The organism is Streptomyces sp. NPDC005962, assembly GCF_040629205.1.
In the GTDB taxonomy this organism is placed as follows: domain Bacteria; phylum Actinomycetota; class Actinomycetes; order Streptomycetales; family Streptomycetaceae; genus Streptomyces.
On record NZ_JBEXVE010000001.1, the window covers coordinates 549,397 to 570,141 of the forward strand.

17 protein-coding genes and 1 pseudogene are annotated in these 20,745 nt (G+C 71.9%); 14 read left to right on the forward strand and 4 right to left on the reverse strand.

Going from position 1 to position 20,745, the window contains the following annotated elements:
- The first annotated feature begins 61 nt into the window (after positions 1 to 61).
- From ABZ370_RS02580 to ABZ370_RS02620, 9 genes are all read left to right on the forward strand, one after another.
- Positions 62 to 1,798, forward strand: a complete 1,737-nt coding sequence (locus ABZ370_RS02580) for a hypothetical protein (RefSeq protein WP_358615328.1) — start codon at positions 62 to 64, stop codon at positions 1,796 to 1,798.
- Complete coding sequence (locus ABZ370_RS02585) at positions 1,785 to 2,204, forward strand: hypothetical protein (protein ID WP_358615330.1); 420 nt, start codon at positions 1,785 to 1,787, stop codon at positions 2,202 to 2,204. The genes ABZ370_RS02580 and ABZ370_RS02585 overlap by 14 nt, the downstream gene beginning before the upstream one ends.
- Position 2,205: 1 nt before the next feature.
- Positions 2,206 to 3,000, forward strand: coding sequence for a hypothetical protein (locus tag ABZ370_RS02590; protein WP_358615332.1), 795 nt, complete (start codon positions 2,206 to 2,208; stop codon positions 2,998 to 3,000).
- A 145-nt stretch (positions 3,001 to 3,145) separates the two neighbouring features.
- Positions 3,146 to 3,970: a serine/arginine repetitive matrix protein 2 gene (locus ABZ370_RS02595; protein WP_358615334.1), complete on the forward strand. Its 825-nt coding sequence runs from the start codon at positions 3,146 to 3,148 to the stop codon at positions 3,968 to 3,970.
- Between the two features lie 178 nt (positions 3,971 to 4,148).
- Positions 4,149 to 5,651, forward strand: a complete 1,503-nt coding sequence (locus tag ABZ370_RS02600; protein ID WP_358615336.1) for an aldehyde dehydrogenase family protein — start codon at positions 4,149 to 4,151, stop codon at positions 5,649 to 5,651.
- Positions 5,652 to 5,850: 199 nt separating this feature from the next.
- Complete coding sequence (locus tag ABZ370_RS02605; RefSeq protein ID WP_358615338.1) at positions 5,851 to 7,437, forward strand: GMC oxidoreductase; 1,587 nt, start codon at positions 5,851 to 5,853, stop codon at positions 7,435 to 7,437.
- Positions 7,437 to 8,528, forward strand: a complete 1,092-nt coding sequence (locus ABZ370_RS02610) for a glycine betaine/L-proline ABC transporter ATP-binding protein (protein ID WP_358615340.1) — start codon at positions 7,437 to 7,439, stop codon at positions 8,526 to 8,528. The genes ABZ370_RS02605 and ABZ370_RS02610 overlap by 1 nt, the downstream gene beginning before the upstream one ends.
- A 133-nt stretch (positions 8,529 to 8,661) precedes the next feature.
- On the forward strand, positions 8,662 to 10,596 hold the full coding sequence (locus ABZ370_RS02615) for an ABC transporter permease subunit (protein ID WP_358616054.1): 1,935 nt from the start codon (positions 8,662 to 8,664) through the stop codon (positions 10,594 to 10,596).
- A gap of 1 nt (position 10,597) precedes the next feature.
- Complete coding sequence (locus tag ABZ370_RS02620) at positions 10,598 to 11,587, forward strand: ABC transporter substrate-binding protein (RefSeq protein WP_358615342.1); 990 nt, start codon at positions 10,598 to 10,600, stop codon at positions 11,585 to 11,587.
- Positions 11,588 to 11,651: 64 nt separating this feature from the next.
- Here the strand turns inward: ABZ370_RS02620 and ABZ370_RS02625 are convergent, their stop codons facing one another.
- Together ABZ370_RS02625 and ABZ370_RS02630 are read right to left on the reverse strand one after the other, a co-directional pair.
- Complete coding sequence (locus tag ABZ370_RS02625) at positions 11,652 to 12,464, reverse strand: isocitrate lyase/phosphoenolpyruvate mutase family protein (protein WP_358615344.1); 813 nt, start codon at positions 12,462 to 12,464, stop codon at positions 11,652 to 11,654.
- Between the two features lie 24 nt (positions 12,465 to 12,488).
- Positions 12,489 to 12,971: a carboxymuconolactone decarboxylase family protein gene (locus ABZ370_RS02630; RefSeq protein ID WP_358615346.1), complete on the reverse strand. Its 483-nt coding sequence runs from the start codon at positions 12,969 to 12,971 to the stop codon at positions 12,489 to 12,491.
- 47 nt (positions 12,972 to 13,018) lie between these two features.
- On the opposite strand from ABZ370_RS02630, the gene ABZ370_RS02635 reads away from it, so the two are divergent.
- The 3 genes from ABZ370_RS02635 to ABZ370_RS02645 all read left to right on the forward strand — a co-directional run bounded on the left by ABZ370_RS02635 (position 13,019) and on the right by ABZ370_RS02645 (position 16,183).
- Positions 13,019 to 14,539 carry a PLP-dependent aminotransferase family protein gene (locus tag ABZ370_RS02635; RefSeq protein ID WP_358615348.1) on the forward strand — a complete coding sequence of 507 codons (1,521 nt, stop codon included), beginning with the start codon at positions 13,019 to 13,021 and terminating at the stop codon, positions 14,537 to 14,539.
- A 138-nt stretch (positions 14,540 to 14,677) separates the two neighbouring features.
- Positions 14,678 to 14,977, forward strand: coding sequence for a hypothetical protein (locus tag ABZ370_RS02640; RefSeq protein WP_358615350.1), 300 nt, complete (start codon positions 14,678 to 14,680; stop codon positions 14,975 to 14,977).
- 15 nt (positions 14,978 to 14,992) lie between these two features.
- Positions 14,993 to 16,183 (forward strand): glutathionylspermidine synthase family protein, encoded by a 1,191-nt coding sequence (locus ABZ370_RS02645; RefSeq protein ID WP_358615352.1) that lies wholly within the window; start codon positions 14,993 to 14,995, stop codon positions 16,181 to 16,183.
- Positions 16,184 to 16,248: 65 nt separating this feature from the next.
- Here ABZ370_RS02645 and rocD read toward each other — a convergent pair whose 3' ends face one another.
- Positions 16,249 to 17,475 (reverse strand): ornithine--oxo-acid transaminase, encoded by a 1,227-nt coding sequence (rocD, locus tag ABZ370_RS02650; protein WP_358615354.1) that lies wholly within the window; start codon positions 17,473 to 17,475, stop codon positions 16,249 to 16,251.
- Between the two features lie 710 nt (positions 17,476 to 18,185).
- A pseudogene (locus tag ABZ370_RS02655) lies at positions 18,186 to 18,701 on the reverse strand (sigma-70 family RNA polymerase sigma factor); the annotation flags it as partial.
- Between the two features lie 205 nt (positions 18,702 to 18,906).
- Here ABZ370_RS02655 and trpS point away from each other — a divergent pair.
- Positions 18,907 to 19,920, forward strand: a complete 1,014-nt coding sequence (gene trpS, locus ABZ370_RS02660; protein WP_358615356.1) for a tryptophan--tRNA ligase — start codon at positions 18,907 to 18,909, stop codon at positions 19,918 to 19,920.
- Positions 19,921 to 20,123: 203 nt separating this feature from the next.
- Positions 20,124 to 20,726, forward strand: coding sequence for a 2'-5' RNA ligase family protein (locus ABZ370_RS02665; protein ID WP_358615358.1), 603 nt, complete (start codon positions 20,124 to 20,126; stop codon positions 20,724 to 20,726).
- Positions 20,727 to 20,745 lie beyond the last annotated feature (19 nt).

Below are 20,745 nucleotides of genomic sequence, written 5' to 3' on the forward strand. Positions count from 1 at the left end.
GTCCTTGCGTCCCACTTTCTCCTACCGTATGAGGGGTTGATGCCGGCCTCGGGGGGAGAGCATGGGCACAGGCAGTCGCGGTGATGACGCGACCGGACACGCGACCGGACCCGTATCCAGACACGCGGCCAGTGAGGCCACGCGGCTGTTGTGCGCGGGCGTGTATCTGGACGACGACTTCCGGGACACGGTCGTGGACGAGCTGCTGGTCCACGAGGAGCGCGTCGTGGCCCCGTCGCTGGGCGTCGACGTCTCCCGGGTGCTCGCCCACGCGCTGCGTGCCCGCCGCCTGGAGGCGGGCTGGATTCTGCTGCTGATCGGGCTCTGGCTGCTGCACGCCCTGCTGGCCAAGGGCTTCTTCTTCATCTTCCTGCTGTCCTGCGGGCTGTTGCTGCTGGCGACCTGGGCCAGGGGCGGTGCCTCGGGCCCCTTCCGCGCCGACTATCCGGGCTCCGACGGGATCGCGCCCGCCCGGATGCGGCTGGCCGCGGTCCTGCGGGTGGGCGGGGTGCTGCTGCTGATCGGCTATGTCTTCTCCGCGCTGGAGCTGGTCTTTTCGGACGGCCCGGAGCCGAGCACGCTGGACGGCGGCACGCTGTCGGAGCTGACGGCCGGGGCAGGCACCGGCGCCGCCTGGGCCGCGCTGCTGATCCCCACCGCGATGGCCGCGGCGGTGGCCCTGCACCGCGAGCATGTGGCCCGGGTGCTGTCCGGCGACCTCGCCCCGCAGACCTTCGCCGCCCCGGCCGACGACCCCGCCGAGCGCTCCGGCAGCGCCCGCTTCCAGCGGGTGCGGGAGCTGATCCGGCGCGAGCAGCACGCGCCCGTGATCCTCTACCACGATCAGCACCCGTTTCTCGGAGCGGGCACCGCGCACGCCACCTGGACCCTCGCGGTCGAGCTGCGGCCGCGCGAGGGCCGCACCGCGGTGCCGCTCGACAACCGGGTGATCCTGGAGCGCATCCGGCCGCTGGTGGAGAATCTGCGCACCCCGTCCGCCCGGACCCCGGCCCGGAGTGCCGCGGTGCCGAGGCAGTCGGCCGAGGTCCGCGACCGGCTGCGCGGTCTGGAGCTGGACGAGTGCGTGTTCGTGAAGGCCACCGGGCTGCGCGGCCGCTCCCTCGCACCGCACGGTGAGGCGCACTTCGAGCGGGAGCGGGCCGCGGCGGTCGAGGAGGCGGGCGAGGTCCGGCGGCACTTCCTGCGCATCCGGGTCGGAGCCTGGCAGGAGGAGGTCGTCACCACCGTCTTCGTCCGGGTGCACACCCAGGGCGGCATGCTGATGCTGGAGTTCGCCCCGCATGTGCTGCGCCCGATCCGCCCGGACTTCCGCGCGATCGACCGGCTCACCGACTCCCACCGCCGCGGCGGACTGCCGGGCAAGGTGCTGTGGGCACTGGCCCGGACGCCCACGACCGCGGGCCGCGTGCTCATCCACGGCTTCCGGATGCTCGCCTTCTTTCTGCGGATCTACACGGGCGCCTATGCCGCGGCCATCCCCGACGGTCCCTGGAGGTCCGTGCGCGAGCTGGGCAGCGACGACGGCGCTTCGCTCTTCCAGGAGATGGACGTCAGCCGCTATCTGAAGAGCGTCGAGGACCGGGTGGCCAACGGAGTGCGGCAGGCGCTGGACGAAGCCGGATGGGAGACCGGCGAGTTCGAGCAGAAGATCATCAACGTGAGCGGTGGCGGCATCTTCATCGAGTCCGCACAGGACAGTGCCATCACCGTCGGCGACAACAACACGGTCAGCAACACCAGGGGCAACGGAGGGGGAGGCGGCCATGGGGACGGCTGAGAGGGACGAGGAAAGCGGCGCGGGCACGGCCGGTGGCCAGAGCGGGCGGCGGTTCGGGAACATCCGCATCGGCAATGTGCGCGGCGGTGTCGTCGGCATCGGCGACGGCAACCACATCGTGAACGGGGCGCAGGACGGCGCCGTCTGCGACCCGGCGTACGAGGAGTTGCTGCGCGCCGTCCAGCAGCTCTCCGCCGATCTTGAGCGGCTGGTGGCCGGGCCCGAGGTCAGCGCGCTGTCGGACGAGCTGACCGACACCCAGGGCGAGATCCAGCGCACCGGCCGGGCCGGGGCGGGCCGTCTCGCCCGGCTCCGGGTGCTGTTGCAGGATGCCGGGGCCGGGGTCGGCATGCTGGCGTCGGGCGTCGCCGTCGGCCAGGCGGTCGGCGCGCTGCTGGGCGGCTGAGATGAGCACGCCGAGCGACGAGCGCGGCCCCCGCTGGGACGAGGCCGCGCAGCGCTGGGTGGGGGAGGGCGCCGAGCCGCCCGCCCCGGGCAGACGGCCGCCCAGTCCGCACCGGGGGCCGGTGCTGCTCGTGGTGCTGGCCGTGGTGCTCATCGGCGGCATCGGCGTCGGCACCTGGCATCTGCTGTCGGGCAGCGGTGACGACACGGTGAAGGAGGGCAGCGGCCCGAGCGCGACCTCGTCCGGCTGGGACAGCGTCTCGCCCTCGCCGTCCGGCGCCGTGCCGTCGTCGGGAGAGCCGTCCGCATCGCCGTCGGGGTCGATCGCCGCGGGCAGCGGGCCCCCACCGCAGGGGTATCAACGCGCCGTGGACCCGGAGGGGTTCACGCTGAACGTGCCGGAGGGCTGGAAGCGCGTCAAGCGCGATACGGGGGTCTTCTACGAGTCGTCCGACGCGAGCCGTCTGATCCAGGTCTTCTCCCTGACCAGCCCGCAGATCACCCCGTACGAGGCGCTGGAGCAGGCCGAGACCAGCCTCAAGAAGAACCCCCACTACAAGCGGTACAAGCTGGAGCGGCTCGGCACCGGCGACGGCGCGGACGCGGAGCTGCGATACGGCTACCGCAGCCCGAAGTACGGCGAGCGCCGCGTCGTCGACCGCGCCTTCACCGGCCCGGACGGCGTGCAGTACGCGGTGCTGGTGGCGGGCCCGTCCGATGAGTGGCCGGATCAAGTGGAGCGACAGCGGATCGTGTTGGGCGCCTTCTGCCCCACCGCCTACTGCCCGTCCGGCTGAGCGCGTACATCTCCGGTGGCCAACTATCCGGCATCGGGGCGGTAGCGGAGGTGACCGCGGCGCGCATACTGGGTACACCGTATGTCGGGCTAACTCGGTTAACTCTGCTTATCGGTAGAAGAAATGCGATTTTGGGGGAACAGGCATGACTGACGGGGGCTCGGAGGAACAGCGGAGGGCTGAGGCGCGGCGGGTGCTGCAGGCGGTCGCGGTCACGGTGTTCCTGACCGCGGGGATCGCGTTCTCCGGCTGGGTGGCGTTCGGCGGTGACGGTACGACCGGGAAGCAGGCGGGCCCGCTGCCCTGGGACCGCGGGACCCCGGTGCCCTCGGCGAGCGCGGACGCCACCGCGCCCGGCGATGTCTATCCCGCGCCCGAGACCGGTGCGCCGACGGGTGCGCCCACCGGTCTGCCGACGGGAGCGCCGAGCGCCGCGCCGTCCGGTCTGCCGTCGGTGTACCCGTCGGGGTCGGCGTACGCGTCCCCCTCGGCGGGCCCGTCCCTGACGGGCTCCGTGCCGCCCGCGGGCTTCAGCACCGCGCGGGACCCGGAGGGCTTCGACATCGCCGTCCCCGAAGGGTGGCGGCGGACGGTGGAGGGCCCGAGCGTCTTCTTCACCTCGCCCGACGACTCCACCAAGATCCAGGTGTTCGAGCTGCACGGCCCCGAGGCCACGCCGTACGAGTCGGCGCAGGAGGCCGAGCGGCTGGCGTCCCGCAACCGCGACTACGAGCAGGTCACCCTCGCCCAGCTCGGCGCGGCCGCCATGGACCCGGCCCAGCTGGAGTACACGTACCAGAGCAAGGAATCCGGGGCCCGGCGGATACTCGACCGCCGCTTCGCCGCGCAGAACGGCACGATGTACGCGGTGCTGATCAGCGGCCCGGCCGGTGACCGGGCACAGGAGCAGTCGCTCCATGACGCCGTGCTGGAGACCTTCTGCCCGACCGCCTACTGCACCGCTTCGTAGCCGCCGCGCCCTCCCCGGGCCCCTTTCCGCCCCCGCCTCCTTCTCACCCCCCCTTCGTCTCGCGTGAGCCGGGCCACTTTCAAGGAAAAATTGCGCATACCTTTCGTGCTTCCGGTAAGGGGTCCTAGTTGCTGGTGTGGCCAGCGCAGACGTTCGCGATCCAGGAGGCAGAGAGAAAGTGTCGGCAGTCGAGAGCATTCATGTGGACGGGGTGTGGCGAGCGGCCGCATCCGGCGCGCAGCGGGAGGTTCTCGACCCCGCGGATGCCAAGACCCTGGCCGTGGTGGCCGAGGGCGGCGCGGAGGACACCGACGCGGCCATCGCCGCCGCGCGCCGCGCCTTCGACAGCGGCCCCTGGCCCCACACCCCGGTCGCCGAGCGGTCGGCGCTGCTGCGGCGGGTCGCCGACCTGCTCCAGCGCGACCGTGAGGAGATCGCCCTCCTGGAGAGCCGCGACACCGGCAAGACCCTGGAGGAGGGCCGGGTCGACGTCGACGACGTGACCAACGCCTTCCGCTACTTCGCCGACCAGGTCGCGGGCGAGTCGGCCGGCCGCGTGGTCGACGCGGGTAGCCCCGATGTGCACAGCGTCGTGGTGCGCGAGCCGGTCGGCGTCTGCACGATGATCACCCCCTGGAACTATCCGCTGCTCCAGGCCAGCTGGAAGGTGGCCCCGGCGCTCGCGGCGGGCAACACCTTCGTCATCAAGCCCAGCGAAGTGACCCCGCTGTCCACCGTCCACCTGGTGAAGCTGCTGGTCGAGGCGGGCCTGCCGAACGGTGTGGCCAACCTGGTGACCGGCGCCGGTGACCCGGTCGGCGCCCGGCTGTCCGATCACCCGGATGTGGACCTGGTGTCCTTCACCGGCGGCCTGATCAGCGGCACCAAGGTGGCCCAGGCCGCCGCGCCGAGCGTGAAGAAGGTCGCCCTGGAGCTGGGCGGCAAGAACCCGAACGTCGTCTTCGCCGACGCCTGCGCCACCGACGAGGGCTTCGACACCGCCGTCGACCAGGCCCTGAACGCCGCCTTCATCCACAGCGGCCAGGTCTGCTCGGCCGGTGCCCGGCTGATCATCGAGGAGTCGGTGCGCGAGCGGTTCGTCGCCGAGCTGGTCAGCCGCGCCGAGAAGATCAAGCTCGGCCGCGGCACCGAGGAGGGTGTCGAGTGCGGCCCGCTCGTCTCGGCCCAGCAGCTCGCCAAGACCCAGGCGTACGTGGCGTCCGCCCTGGAGGAGGGCGCGGTGCTGCGCACCGGCGGCAAGCAGCCCGAGCCGTCCGACGTCCGTCCGGCGACCGGCTACTTCTATCTGCCGACCGTGCTCGACCAGTGCCACCGTGAAATGCGCGTCGTTCGGGAAGAAACGTTTGGTCCGATTCTTTCGGTGGAGACCTTCAGCACCGAAGATGAAGCCGTGGCCCTCGCCAATGACACCGAGTACGGCCTGGCCGGCGCCGTCTGGTCCGCCGACACCGCGCGCGCCCGCCGGGTCGCCGCGCGACTGCGGCACGGCACCGTGTGGATCAACGACTTCCACCCCTACCTCCCGCAGGCCGAATGGGGCGGCTTCGGCAAGTCCGGCGTCGGACGTGAGCTGGGCCCGGCGGGCCTGGACGAGTACCGCGAGACCAAGCATGTCTACGAGAACCTGCGGCCCAGCCCGGTGCGCTGGTTCGGCGGCTGACGCCCCGCCGCCGGCCCCCGCCCGGGGCGGCACCGCCGGGCCCGGACCTCCCGCCGGGCCCGGGCCCTTTCGTGTCCGTTGACGGCGCCCGGCACTCTCCCCTTCGTCCGTAACCCCCATCCCCTCCGGGGACGGCCCCCGGCCCGCACCCGTGCGGGCCGCCCCGGAAGACCGGAAGACCGCGAGGAGTAATCCCCACATGCCCGTACCTGACGCATACGATTACGTCGTCATCGGCGGCGGCACCGCAGGGTCGGTGATCGCTTCCCGGCTCACGGAGGACCCGGACGTCCACGTCGCCGTCATCGAGGGCGGTCCCTCCGATATCGACCGCCCCGATGTCCTCACCCTGCGCCGCTGGCTGGGGCTGCTCGGCGGCGATCTGGACTACGACTACCCCACCGTCGAGCAGCCGCGCGGCAACTCGCACATCCGGCACAGCCGCGCCCGGGTACTCGGTGGATGCTCCTCGCACAACACCCTGATCTCCTTCAAGCCGCTGCCGGGCGACTGGGACGAGTGGGCCGAGGCGGGTGCCGAGGGCTGGGACGCCGCCGCGATGGACCCGTACTTCCACAAGCTGCGCAACAACGTCGTTCCGGTCGACGAGAAGGACCGGAACGCGATCGCCCGGGACTTCGTGGAGGCCGCCCAGGCCGCCGCCGACGTGCCGCGCGTCGAGGGCTTCAACAAGCAGCCGTTCCACGAGGGCGTCGGCTTCTTCGACCTCTCGTACCACCCGGAGAACAACAAGCGTTCCTCGGCGTCGGTCGCCTATCTGCACCCGTTCCTGGGCCGGCCGAACCTCCACATCATGCTGGAGACCTGGGCGCACAAGCTGGAGCTGGACGACAGCGGCCGGGCGACCGGCGTGCACGTCCGCACCAAGGACGGCGAGGAGATCCTCGTCCGGGCGAAGACCGAGGTGCTGGTCTGCGCGGGCGCGGTGGACACCCCGCGGCTGCTGATGCACTCCGGTATCGGCCCCAAGGCCGACCTGGAGGCGCTGGGCATACCGGTCAAGGTCGATCTGCCGGGCGTCGGTGAGAACCTGCTCGACCATCCCGAGTCGGTGATCGTGTGGGAGACGGACGGCCCGATACCGGACAACTCCGCGATGGACTCGGACGCCGGTCTGTTCGTGCGCCGGGACGCGGAGTCCAAGGGTCCGGATCTGATGTTCCACTTCTACCAGATCCCGTTCACCGACAACCCCGAGCGGCTGGGCTACGAGAAGCCCGAGCACGGGGTGTCGATGACCCCCAACATCCCCAAGCCGCGCAGCCGCGGCCGGCTGTATCTGACGAGCGCCGACCCCGAGGTCAAGCCCGCTCTCGACTTCCGTTACTTCACGGACGAGGACGACTACGACGGCCGCACCCTGGTCGACGGCATCCGGCTCGCCCGTGAGATCGCCAAGACCGAGCCGCTGGCCGGCTGGCTCAAGCGCGAGGTGTGCCCGGGCCCGGAGATCACCTCGGACGAGGAGATCAGCGAGTACGCCCGTAAGGTCGCGCACACCGTCTACCACCCCGCGGGCACCTGCAAGATGGGCGCCGCGAACGATGACCTGGCCGTGGTCGGCCCCGACCTGCGCATCCGCGGCCTGTCCGGCATCCGGATCGCCGACGCGTCGGTCTTCCCGACCATGCCCGCCGTGAACCCGATGATCGGAGTACTGATGGTGGGCGAGAAGTGCGCGGACCTGCTGGTCGGCGAGCGTGATCAGATCCGTTATCGATCGCGAGAGCGAGCCGCCCAGCTCGCTCCCGGAGGTGAGGCGTGATGGCGACGACCCTGGCCCCCGAGACGCCCGACACCCCCGAGACCGGCGACCGCACCCCGGTCTTCTCGGTCCGCGACATGTGGAAGGTCTTCGGTCCGAAGGCCGACCGAGTCCCCGGTTCGCCCGAGGCCGAGCTGTCCGCCGCGGACCTGCGTGCCCGCACCGGCTGCACGGCCGCCGTCCGGGACGTCTCCTTCGACGTCGAGCCGGGCGAAGTGTTCGTGGTGATGGGGCTCTCCGGCTCCGGCAAGTCCACCCTGGTGCGCTGCCTCACCCGTCTGATCGAGCCGACCTCCGGGACGCTGAAGATCGACGGTGAGGACGTCATGGCCATGGACAAGGCCCGGCTGCGCGATCTGCGCCGTCACCGCGCCGCCATGGTCTTCCAGCACTTCGGTCTGCTGCCGCACCGCTCCGTCCTCGACAACATCGCCTACGGCCTGGAGATCCAGGGCATGGGCAGGGCCGAGCGCCGCGCCAAGGCCGCCGAGATGGTCGAGAAGGTCGGCCTCACCGGTCTGGAGCGCCGCCGCCCCGGCCAGCTCTCCGGAGGTCAGCAGCAGCGCGTGGGCCTGGCCCGCGCCCTCGCCGTCGACCCCGAGGTGCTGCTGTTCGACGAGCCGTTCAGCGCGCTCGACCCGCTGATCCGCCGCGATATGCAGGAGGAGGTCATCCGGCTGCACCATGACGAGGGCCGGACGATGGTGTTCATCACCCATGACCTCAGCGAGGCGCTGCGGCTCGGCGACCGCATCATGCTGATGCGCGACGGCGGCATCGTGCAGATCGGCACCCCCGAGGAGATCGTCGGCTCCCCGGCCGACGACTACGTCCGGGACTTCGTCCGCGATGTGCCGCGCGAGCAGGTGCTGACCGTGCGCCGTGCGATGCGCCCCGCGACGTCCGACGAGAAGGACGACGGCCCCGCGCTGACCCCGAGCACCACCGTCGCCGACGCGATCGAGGCCGTGGCCCGCACCGGTGGCCCGGCGCGCGTCGTCGACGGCGGCCGCTGCCTGGGCGTCGTCGATCACGCCTGCCTGCTCAGCGTCGTCGCGGGCCTGGACGGCAAGGAGGCGGCCGCGGCATGAATACGCCCCTGACCCGCTTTCCGCCGGGTGGCCCCGGGAGGCGCGTGTGAGCACCACGACCACCCGCCCCCGTACCGGCCCCGACGCCGGGGCCTCCGCCGACGGGACCGCCGCGGCCGAACCGCGCCCGTCGCTGCTGCGCACCGCCGTCGGCAGTGTGACCGTCCGCAAGCTCGCGGTGCTCCTGGTGATCGCCGCCGTGCTCATCCCGCTCGCGCACGCCAAGTGGTCCGGTGGCAGCTGGCCGGACGCGCTGACCGTCGATGTGTCCGGCCCGCTCGGCAAGTCCAGCGACTGGATCCTCGACAACCGTGACAGCCACTGGATCTTCCTCTACTTCTTCGGCTACATCAGCCAAGCGATCATCATCGGCGTCCGCGTCGGCTATGTCGCCCTGCTCACCCTCGGCTGGGCCGGTGTCACCGCCGGGCTGACCCTGCTCGCCTGGCGGGTCGCCGGGGTGCGGGTCGCGGTGACGACCCTCGTGTCCCTCGCCGTCTGCGGACTGCTGGGCATGTGGGTGCCGACGATGCAGACGCTCGCCCTGATGGCCGTCGCCGTCACCGCCTCCGTCGTGATCGGCGCACTGCTGGGCCTGGCCGGCGGTCTCTCGGAATGGGCGTTCCGGGTGCTGCGGCCGGTGCTCGACACCATGCAGGTGCTGCCCGCGTTCGCGTATCTGCTGCCCGTCGTGATGATCTTCGGCAACGGCGTGCCCGGCGCGGTGCTGGCCACCGTGATCTACGCGGCTCCGCCCATGGCCCGGCTCACCGCCCTCGGCCTGCGCGGTGCGGACGCCGGGGTGCTGGAGGCCGTGGCCTCGCTCGGCGCGACCTGGCGGCAGCGGCTGCTGTCGGCCCGGTTCCCGTTGGCGCGCAAGGAACTGCTGCTGGGCATCAACCAGACGATCATGATGGCGCTGTCCATGGCCGTGATCGCCTCCGTGATCGGCGGCGGCGGTCTCGGTGACCGCGTCTACCAGGCGCTGTCCAGCGTCGACGTCGGCAAGGCGCTCGCCGCGGGACTCCCGATCGTGCTCCTCGCCGTCGTGATGGACCGCACCATCGGGGTGGCGGGCGAACGGCTCGGCGAGCCCCCGGCCGAGGACGGCCCCCGGCTGCTGCGCGGCTGGCCCGCGTGGGCGGGCGTCGCGGTGATCACCGCGGCCATCGCCGTCGCCGGACGGGTGTCCGGCTCCCAGACCTGGCCGGGCGGCTGGACCGTCGCCATCGAGGGGCCCGTCAACCAGTTCAAGGAATGGATAGTCGACCATTTCTACACCGGCGTGCCGGTCGTCGGCGGCACCGCCGAATGGGCCGCGAACTACCTCAAGTGGGTCCTCGACCCGCTGCGTGACGGACTGCAGGGCATCCCGTGGTACGGAATCCTGCTGATCGTCGGGGCGCTGGCCTGGCTGATCGGCACCTGGGCCACCGCGCTGACCGCCACCGCCGCCATGGCCGCGATCGGTGTGCTCGGCGTGTGGCAGTCGTCCATGGACACCCTCTCCCAGGTGCTCGCGGCCGTCGTCGTCACGCTGGTCCTCGGGTTCGCGATCGGCATCTGGGCCGCGCGCAGCGCCCGGCTGGAGCGGATGCTGCGACCGGTGCTGGACGTGTGCCAGACCATGCCGCAGTTCGTGTATCTGATCCCCGTGGTCGCGCTGTTCGACGTCGGCCGCGCCCCGGCGGCGGCCGCGGCCATCGTCTACGCGCTGCCCGCCGTCATCCGCATCACCGCCCAGGGGATTCGGAACGTCGACCCGGCCGCACTGGAGTCGGCACGCTCGCTCGGCGCCACCCAGGGGCAGCAGTTGCGCCAGGTCCAGTTGCCGCTGGCCCGCCCGGCGCTGCTGCTCGCCGTCAACCAGGGCGTGGTGCTGGTGCTGGCCGTGGTCGTCATCGGCAGCCTGGTCGGCTCGGGCGCGCTCGGCTACGACGTGCTGTCCGGCCTGGCGCAGGGCGACCTGGCGACCGGTCTGGTGGCGGGCACGGCAATCGTCTGCCTGGGGCTGATGCTCGACCGGGTGACCCAGCCGACCGCACGCCGCGACAGGAAGGGGGCCTGAGATGGCTACGGCCCATAACATTCGCCGCCGGCAGCTGCTGATGGCCGCCACCGGGGTCACGGCCCTGCTCACCGCGACCGGCTGCGGCGCGGCGGATATGTCCAAGCAGTCCTCGCCGTACGCCAATGTGGGCGGCGCGAAGAGCGTGACGCTCTCCGTCCAGTCCTGGGTCGGCGCACAGGCCAACGTGGCCGTCGCCCAGTATCTGCTGGAGCATGAGCTGGGCTACCACGTCGACACCGTCCAGGTGGACGAGATTCCGGCGTGGGACGCGCTCAGCCAGGGCCGGGTGGACGCGATCCTGGAGGACTGGGGCCACCCGGAGCAGGAACAGCGCTACGTCAAGGACAAGAAGACGATCGCGTCGGGCGGCGGCCTCGGCGTCACCGGCCACATCGGCTGGTGGGTGCCGAAGTACTTCGCCGACAAGCATCCGGACGTCCTCGACTGGAAGAACCTCAACAAGTACGCGAAGACCTTCAAGAGCGCGGAGAGCGGCGGGAAGGGCCAGCTGCTGGACGGCTCCCCGTCCTATGTCACCAATGACAAGGCACTGGTGAAGAACCTGAAGCTGAACTACTCGATCGTCTTCGCCGGTTCGGAAGCTGCCCAGATCACCCAGCTCAAGCAGTTCGCCAAGCAGAAGAAGCCCTTCCTGACGTACTGGTACGAGCCGCAGTGGCTGTTCAACCAGGTGCCGATGGAAGAGGTGAAGCTGCCCAAGTACACGGACAAGTGTGCTGCCGACGGAGCCAAGGACCCCGACTCCTTCGACTGCGCCTACCCGACCACCCCGCTGCAGAAGTACCTCAACGCGGACTTCGCGAAGAAGGGCGGCAAGGCGGCGGCGTTCCTGAAGAAGTTCCACTGGACCAAGAAGGACCAGAACCAGGTGTCCGAGCTGATCGCCTCGGACGGGATGTCGGCGCAGGACGCGGCCGAGAAGTGGATCAAGGCGCATCCGGACGTCTGGAAGAAGTGGCTGCCCTAGCTCCGGTCACTTTCTGAACGACGCACCCGGCCGGGCCCCGCCCCGTCCCCCTCATGCGGTCTTCTCATGGGGCGGACGGAGCGGGGCCCAGCTGTTGGGCCAGCTCCCGCGCGGCGGCCATCGTCGCGCGGAAGAGCCGGGGGCCGAAGGTGACGCGGGCGGCGCCGAGCCTGCCCAGCTCGGCGGGCGAGGGTCCGTCCGCCGCGAAGGCCGCCGCGTTGACCGGCACCCCGATGGCGGCCGCGAGCCGGGGCAGCAGCTCCGGGGGCGCGAAGATCGGATAGACGCAGTCCGCGCCCGCCGCCGCATAGGCCCGCCCCCGCTCGATCGCCACCTCGGCCGCGCGCTCACTGTCGCCAAGGCCGGACCCTGCCTCGCCTTGGGCGGAGTCGCCCGGGGCGGACTCGCCGTGGACGAAGGTGTCGATCCGAGCGTTGATCACCAGACCGTCGCCCGCCTCGGCGCGTATCGCGGCCAGCCGGTCGGCCTGCTCCCGTGGGTCGGCCAGCCGCTTGGTCAGCGGGTCGGAGTCCTCCAGATTGCAGCCCACCGCCCCGGTCTCCAGCAGCCGTTCGACCAGCTCCTTGGCGTCGAGGCCGTAGCCGCTCTCCAGGTCCGCCGACACCGGTACCTCCACGGCCCGGACGATCCGGGCCACCGCGGCGAACATCTCCCGGGCCGGTATCCGACCGTCCTGGTAGCCCAGCGACGCCGAGACCCCGGCGCTCGGCGTCGCCAGGGCCGGGAAGCCCGCGTCCGCGAAGGCGCGGGCCGACCCGGCGTCCCAGGGACCGGGCAGCACGAGCGGCGCGTCCGCGTCCCGCCCGTGGTGCATCGCCCGGAACGCCCTGGCCTCGGCCGTGGCACTGGCCGTCATGGAAACCCCCTTGAACGAGCGTCCTCAGCCCGCGGTCGGCTTGTAGGAGCCCGGGACCAGGCGTGTTGTCACTCCGATGCGGTTCCAGGCGTTGATGGTGAGGATGAGCGCGATGACCTGGGCCAGCTCCGGCTCTTCGAAGTGCTTGGCGGCCCGGTCGTACACCTCGTCCGGGACACCGCCGGGCAGCAGCGTGACGGCCTCGGTCAGGGCGAGCGCGGCCTGCTCCTGCTCGGTGTAGACCCCGGGCGCCTCCTCCCAGGCGTTGAGCAGGTAGATCCGCTCCTCGGACTCGCCCGCCGCCCGGGCGTCCTTGATGTGCATGTCGATGCAGAACGCGCAGTGGTTGATCTGCGAGGCGCGGATCTTGATCAGCTCCGTCAGCGACGGCTCCAGGCCCTTACGGGATGCCACGTCCAGCTGGACCATGGCCTTGTAGACGGCCGGGGCCGCGTGGGCGAAGCTCATCCGGGGGCCGTGCTGGTGGGTGCTCTCAGGCGTCGTCATGAGCTCCACGCTAGAACCTCACCAGCCCAGAGGTATGGTCCATTTCCATGGAGGATTCATGGGCCACTTCCGGGTCCGGGAGGGCGAGCAGTGGGTCCGGAAGGGCAGGCTCCGGGTCCGGAAAGGCCCGTTCCGGGGCGGGGGAGACGAGCGGGCTCGGCGCCGATCTGCATCTGGACCTGCCGCAGGGCGGGGCCGGTGGGGTGCGGGCCGCGCTGATCCGCTCGCTGCGTGACGCCGTACGCGGCGGCCGCCTCGCCCCCGGCACCCGGCTGCCCTCCTCCCGCTCGCTCGCCGCCGACCTCGGTATCGCCCGCAACACGGTCGCCGACGCCTACGGCGAACTCGTCGCCGAGGGGTGGCTCACCGCCCGGCAGGGCTCCGGCACCCGGGTCGCCCGGCGCGTCGTCCCGCCCGAGCCCGCGCCGCCGCGCACCCCGCCGCCCGCCGCCGTGGCCGCTACCCGCCCGGCCTACGACCTGCGGGCCGGGTCGCCCGATGTCTCCGCCTTCCCCCGCTCCGCCTGGCTCTCTGCCGCCCGGCGCGCCCTGACCGCGGCGCCCAGCGACGCCTTCGGCTACGGCCACCCCAGCGGGCGGCCCGAACTGCGCCGGGTCCTGGCCGACTATCTCGCCCGCGCCCGCGGGGTGCGCGCCGCTCCCGAACGGATCGTGGTCTGCGCCGGGTTCGTCCAGGGGCTCGCCCTGCTCGGCCGGACGCTGCACCGGGACGGCCACCGCGCGCTGGCCGTCGAGACCTATGGGCTCGACATCCACTGGAATGTGCTGCGCCGCGGCGGACTGCGCACCGTGCCGCTGCCGGTCGACGGGCGGGGCGCCCGCACCGGCGACCTCGACCGCCTCACCGGCGTACGCGCCGCGCTGCTCACACCGGCGCATCAGTTCCCCACCGGCGTCGCCCTGGACCCCGACCGGCGGGCCGCCGTGGTCGACTGGGCGTCCCGGGCCGACGGGCTGGTGCTGGAGGACGACTACGACGGCGAATTCCGCTACGACCGCCAGCCGGTGGGGGCGCTCCAGGGACTGGACCCCGAGCGGGTGGTCTATCTGGGCACGGCGAGCAAGAGCCTGGCGCCCGGGCTGCGGCTGGCCTGGATGGTGGTGCCGGACCATCTGCTGGACCGGCTGCTGGCGGTCAAGCGGACGGGGGAGTGGCAGTCGGGCGCGCTGGATCAGCTGACGCTCGCGGAGTTCATCGCATCGGGCGCGTACGACCGCCATGTGCGCGGGATGCGGCTGCGCTACCAGCGGCGCCGCGACCAGCTGGTGGCGGCGCTGGCCGACCGCGCCCCCCAGGTGCGCGTCACGGGCATCGCGGCCGGACTGCACGCGGTGCTCGAACTGCCGCCGGGCACCGTGCGCTCCGTCCTCCAGGGTGCGGCGTGGCAGGGCCTGGCCATGGAGGGCCTGAACCGCTTCCGGTACCGCGAGGAGAACGGGCCGGGCGGCGGTGAACCGGAGCCGGACGGGCTGGTCTTCGCCTACGGGGCGCCGCCCGAGCACGCCTTCGCGGGCGCCCTGGAGGCGCTGTGCCGGGTGCTGCCCTGAGCGGGCGGCTCCCCGCACCCGGCGTTCACTTGTGCGATAACCCCCTCTAGGGTGGGCGGTCCAACGAACGGGGGAGCAGAACCAATGGAACGGAAAGGTCCACGCCGACTGCGGTCGAGCACGGTTATCCTGGGTGGCATGGGCGCCCTCGCGGCGGCCCTCACCTCCTGTGGATCGGAGCCCGACAAGCGCTGTGTCGACCGGGACAGCTACGACGTGGTCAACGGCTACCGCGTCGTCGACTCCAGCGCCTGCAACGGCTCTTCGGGCTCGACGGGCGGCAAGAAGAAGAGCAGCCGCGGCACCACCAAGCGGGTCGACGGCGACTGGTACTACGACGCCGACGTCGACGGCCGCTGGGCGGACTACGGCACCTTCAGCAAGAGCCAGGCCGCCGACCGTGGCGGCTTCGGCTGTTCGGGGTCGGGCGGCGGCTGACCGGACGACGACCCGATGAAGCGTCACACCATGGACCCCCGCCCCGACTGGCAGACCACGGTCGAGGAGCAGGGGGTCATCTACCCACTGACCCGCTACCCGGACGATTCGCTGCGCCCGTACTGGGACGAGAGCGCCTACTACGCCTTCTCGCTGCCCGAGGTCGAGGCGCTGGAGGATGTGGTCGAGGAGCTGCACCGGATGTGTCTGGAGGCGGCCGCCCACATCGTCGACGCCGACCGCTTCGCCGACCTCGGCATCGAGGACCCGCGGGTGGCCGGGCTGGTCGCCGAGTCCTGGCGCCGGAGGGCCGAACAGCCCAGCGTCTACGGCCGGTTCGACCTGCGGTACGACGGGGCTCCGGGGAGCCCGGCGAAGCTGCTGGAGTACAACGCCGATACGCCCACCTCGCTGGTGGAGGCGGCGAGCGCCCAGTGGTTCTGGATGGAGGACCGCTACCCCGGCGCCGACCAGTGGAACTCCCTGCACGAGCGGCTGGTCGACGCCTGGCGGCACCAGGCCGCCCTGCTGCCGCCGGGCGTGCCCCTGTACTTCGCCCACTCGGCCGGGGACGAGCTGGGCGAGGACCTGATGACCGTCGCCTACTTGCGGGAGACGGCCGAACAGGCGGGGCTGCGGACCGAGACGATCTCCATGGAGGACATCGGCTGGGAACGGCTCTCCGGCCGCTTCGTGGACATGCGGCACCGCTTCATCCGCGGCTGCTTCAAGCTCTACCCCTGGGAGTGGCTGGTCAGCGACCGGTTCGGCGCCCATGTGCTGGACACGGTCGACAACGGCGGTGGCACCGGCTCCACCCTGTGGATCGAGCCCGCCTGGAAGATGCTGCTGTCCAACAAGGCGCTGCTGGCCATCCTGTGGGAGCTGTACCCCGGCCACCCCAATCTGCTGCCCGCCTACCTCGACGGGCCCCGCGAACTGGCCCGCACCACCGGCTACGTGGCCAAGCCGCTGCTCGGCCGGGAGGGCGCGGGCGTCACCGTGCACCAGCCGGGCGCGGAGCCCGTCATCCGGGACGAGGCCTGCTGCTACCAGGAGTTGGCCCCGCTGCCCGAGGTGGACGGCAACCGGGTGGTGCTCGGCGCGTGGGTGGTGGAGGACGAGCCCGCGGGGCTCGGCATCCGGGAGTCGGCCGGGCTGATCACGGACGAGTACGCGCGCTTTGTGCCGCATGTGATTCTCTAAGCGGCCGCGGATCTCCACACGAGCCCGGACGAGCGCGCGGCGCATGCGCACCAGGCAGTTCGTGATCATTCGGCCAGCACCGCCCTGAGCTGGTCCAGGGCCCAGTCCAGATCCTCCTTGCCGATCACCAGGGGCGGTGCGATCCGGATGGTGGACCCATGGGTGTCCTTGACCAGCACCCCGCGGTCCATCAGCCGCTCGGAGATCTGCCGCCCGGTGCCGCGCGACGGCTCCACGTCCACACCGGCCCACAGCCCGCGCCCCCGCACCGCTACCACCGCCCCGCCGTGCGCCATCTGCGCCAGCTCCCGGTGCAGATGCTCGCCCAGCTCCGCCGCGCGGCCCTGGAACTCCCCGGTCCGCAGCATGGCGATCACTTCCAGCGCGACCGCGCAGGCGAGCGGATTGCCGCCGAAGGTCGAGCCGTGCTCCCCGGGGCGGTGGACGCCCAGCACCTCGGCGGAGGACACCACCGCCGACACCGGCACCACCCCGCCGCCCAGCGCCTTGCCCAGCACATAGACGTCCGGAACGACGCCCTCGTGCTCACAGGCGAAGGTCTTCCCGGTGCGGCCCAGGCCCGACTGGATCTCATCGGCGATGAACAGCACACCCCGCGCCCGGGTCAGCTCGCGCACCCCGGCCAGATATCCGGGCGGCGGCACCAGCACCCCCGCCTCGCCCTGGATGGGCTCCAGCAGCACGGCGACCGTCTCCCCGGCCCCGGCGTCGAGGGCGGCCTCCATCGCCGCCAGATCGCCGTACGGCACGATGTCGAACCCCGGGGTGTACGGGCCGTGGTCCGCGCGGGCCTCCGGATCGGTGGAGAAGCTGATGATCGTGGTCGTGCGGCCGTGGAAGTTGTTGTCCGCGACGATGATCCTGGCCCGCCCGTCCGGCACGCCCTTGACGCGGTAGCCCCATTTGCGGGCGGTCTTGATCGCCGTCTCGATCGCCTCCGCGCCGGTGTTCATGGGCAGCACCGTCTCCATCCCGCACAGCGCGGCCAGCTCCGTGCAGAAGGCGGCGAACCGGTCGTGGTGGAAGGCGCGCGAGGTGAGCGTGACCCGCTCCAGCTGCGCCTTGGCGGCGTCGATCAGCCGCCGGTTGTGGTGCCCGAAGTTGAGCGCGGAATACCCGGCGAGCAGGTCCAGATACCGGCGGCCTTCGACATCGGTCATCCACGCCCCCTCGGCGGAGGCGACGACGACCGGAAGCGGATGGTAGTTGTGCGCGCTGTGGGCCTCGGCGGCCGCGATGGCGCGCTCCGAGGGGCGTTCGGTCGAGGTCAAGACGTCCTCCGTTCTGTTCTGTGAACCACCGAGGGTCGGTGAGACCTCCGAGGGCTGCGACACCTCCGGGGGCTGCCGCACCATCGAGGGGCAGCGACACCACCCAGGGTGGGGCTGTGCACCGTGACTGGCGAGCCGAGCGGGGAACCGGCCATGAGGAGGCAGGGCCTCGGCATGGCAGGGCGTCGCCATGGCAGGTCCTCACTGCGGCGGGGCCTCGCCGCGGCCGGGCTCATCCCGGTCAGGGGCGAGGCCGCCGGGCCGGGGGTGGCCTGTCGCGCCCCCGGTCCGGCGACCGGCCGGGACGGCCCGTGGGGGCCTGCCCGGCCTCAAGCCCGGGCAGGGCCTGCCACCACTGCTCCTCCCGGATCAGGCCGCCGGGCGCCGCGCGGTCCGACAGGCCCACGATCCGGGACAGCACCCGCTCGGCCATCGTCTCGCCGCCCGCCGCCGGTGGCCTGCTTTCCGACGGTGCGCTGCCCGCCCGGGGCTGGTCCCCCAGGGGGTCGTCCGCCCGGGGGCCGTCCCCCGGCGGGTCGGCGGGCGGTGGCCCCTCCAGCGCGCGCCCGAGCGCCCGCAGCTCGCCGGGCAGCCCTTCCCCGTCCATCCCCTATACCTCCCTGCCGTGCTTGCTGTGTCTGCCGTGCTTGCCGTGCCCGCACCGGTCCCTCGCCGGGCGGGGCCGCCTCGTCCGCCTGCAGCAGCAGCTCCAGCCGCCGCAGCGCGCGGCTCAGCCGCGACTTCACCGTGCCGCGCGGCCAGCCCAGGGCCGCCGCGGTCTCCGCCTCGTCCAGATCCAGCAGATAGCGGTAGGTGACCACCCAGCGCTGCGGCTCGCTCAGCTCTTCCAGCGCGGCCAGCAGCCGCGCCCGCCGCTCGTCCGCGAGCGCCACGGCCGCCGGATCGGCGCTCTCCGGTATGGCCGGACCCTCCGGACCGGCTCCGGCCATCGCCCCCTCCCGGTCGACCGCCGTCTGCTGACGACGCGCCGACCGCACCGCGTTCCGCGTCTCATTGGCGACGATCCGCAGCAGCCACGGCCGGAAGGCCGCGTCGCCCCGGAAGGTGCCCAGCGCGAGATACGCCTTCACGAAGGCGTCCTGCACCACGTCTTCAGCGTCCGCGCCCGCGCCCATCAGCGCGGCGGTGCGCAGCGCTATCGGCGCATGCGCGCGCACCAGCTCGGTATAGGCCTCGGTCTCCCCGGCCCGCACCCGAGCGATCACGCCCGCGTCCGGCCCGGCGTCCGTCCCTGAGTCCGGCCCGGTGTCCGGCCCAACGTCCGGCCCGGCGTCCTGCGCTGCGTCCGGCCCTGCGTCCTGTGCTTCGTCCTGCGCGACGAGGTCCCCCTCCCGCGCCCCCTCACGAGTCCTCACACCTTTGATACACCGGCGGACCGAGTCTGGTTCCACACCTGAGAGAATGGGTGGCATGGCCCTTGATCGTCCCCGTGCGCTCTCCGGTATCCAGCCCACCGCAGGCTCCTTCCACCTCGGGAACTACCTCGGTGCGATCCGGCAGTACGTCGCGCTGCAAGAGACCCACGACGCCTTCTACACCGTGGTCGACCTGCACGCGATCACCGTTCCGCAGGACCCGGCGGAGCTGCGCGCCAACAGCCGGCTCGCCGCCGCCCAGCTGCTCGCCTCCGGACTCGACCCGGACCGCTGCACGCTCTTCATCCAGAGCCATGTGCCCGAGCACGCCCAGCTCGGCTGGGTGATGAACTGCCTCACCGGCTTCGGCGAGGCCTCCCGCATGACCCAGTTCAAGGACAAGTCGGCCAAGCAGGGTGCCGACCGGTCGACCGTCGGCCTCTTCACGTACCCGATCCTCCAGGTCGCGGACATCCTGCTCTACCAGGCCAACCACGTCCCCGTCGGCGAGGACCAGCGCCAGCACATCGAGCTGACCCGCGATCTCGCGGACCGGTTCAACGGCCGCTTCGGCGAGACCTTCACCGTCCCCGACGCGTACATCGTCAAGGAGACCGGGAAGATCTACGATCTCCAGGACCCGACGGTCAAGATGAGCAAGTCGGCCTCCACCCCCAAGGGCATCGTCAACCTCCTCGACGAGCCGAAGGTCTCCGCGAAGAAGATCAAGAGCGCGGTCACCGACCTGGAGACCGAGATCCGCTTCGACGAGGAGAAGAAGCCCGGCGTCAGCAATCTGCTGACCATCTACTCCACCCTCACCGGCCTCTCCATCAAGGAGTTGGAGGGGAAGTACGAGGGCAAGGGGTACGGCGCGCTCAAGACCGATCTGGCCGAGGTGCTGGTCGAGTGGGTGACGCCGTTCCGCGAGCGGACCCAGGAATACCTGGCGGACCCGGGGACGTTGGACGGAATCCTGGCCAAGGGGGCGGACAAGGCGCGTGGCGTCGCCGCCGAGACGCTGGCGCTCGTCTACGACAAGGTGGGGTTCCTGCCCGCGGCGCGCTGAGCGCCCACGAGGGGGTCCAGCGCGGGCGCTGCCTCGGCGAGCGCCGCCGGAGTGTACCCCGGCCCACCCCTGACCAGGGGGTTCTTCGGCCCGTGTGCCGAAGAATCGAGGAATCTAGCCGCGAAGGCGGCACAGCCGCCACACTGGCACCGGTGCAGCGCACTGAAGCCCAGCAGCCCGGGAGGGCCAGGAGGGAGAACGCAGTGGGGACCGTAACGCTCGGCGTTTCGATCGCGGTCCCGGAGCCGTACGGCAGCTTCCTCCAGGAGCGGCGCGCGGGCTTCGGGGACCCGGCCGCTCATGGCATCCCCACCCACGTCACCCTCCTGCCGCCAACCGAGGTCGAGGCCACGGCGCTGCCCGCCGTGGAGGACCATCTGGCCCAGGTCGCGGCGGAGGGGCGGCCGTTCCCGATGCGGCTGGAGGGGACCGGCACCTTCCGCCCGCTCTCGCCCGTCGTCTTCATCAAGGTCGTCGAAGGCGCGGACGAATGCATGGTGCTGCAGGAGCAGATCCGGGCGGCGTCCGGGCCGTGCGCCCGTGAGCTGCTCTTCCCGTACCACCCGCACGTGACCGTCGCGCACGGCATCGACGAGGACGCGATGGACCGGGCGTTCGCGGAGCTGAAGGACTTCGAGGCGGCCTGGACGATCAACGGCTTCGCGCTGTACGAGCAGGGCGCGGACGGGGTGTGGCGGCTCGACCGCGAGTACCCCTTCGGGTCGGGCGAACCGCCCGAGACAGCCTCGCCCGTGGTGCCCCGTCAGATCGATCTGACCCGCCCGGCCGCCCCCTCGCGCTGGTGAGCCCGGGGCTGAAGCTCTG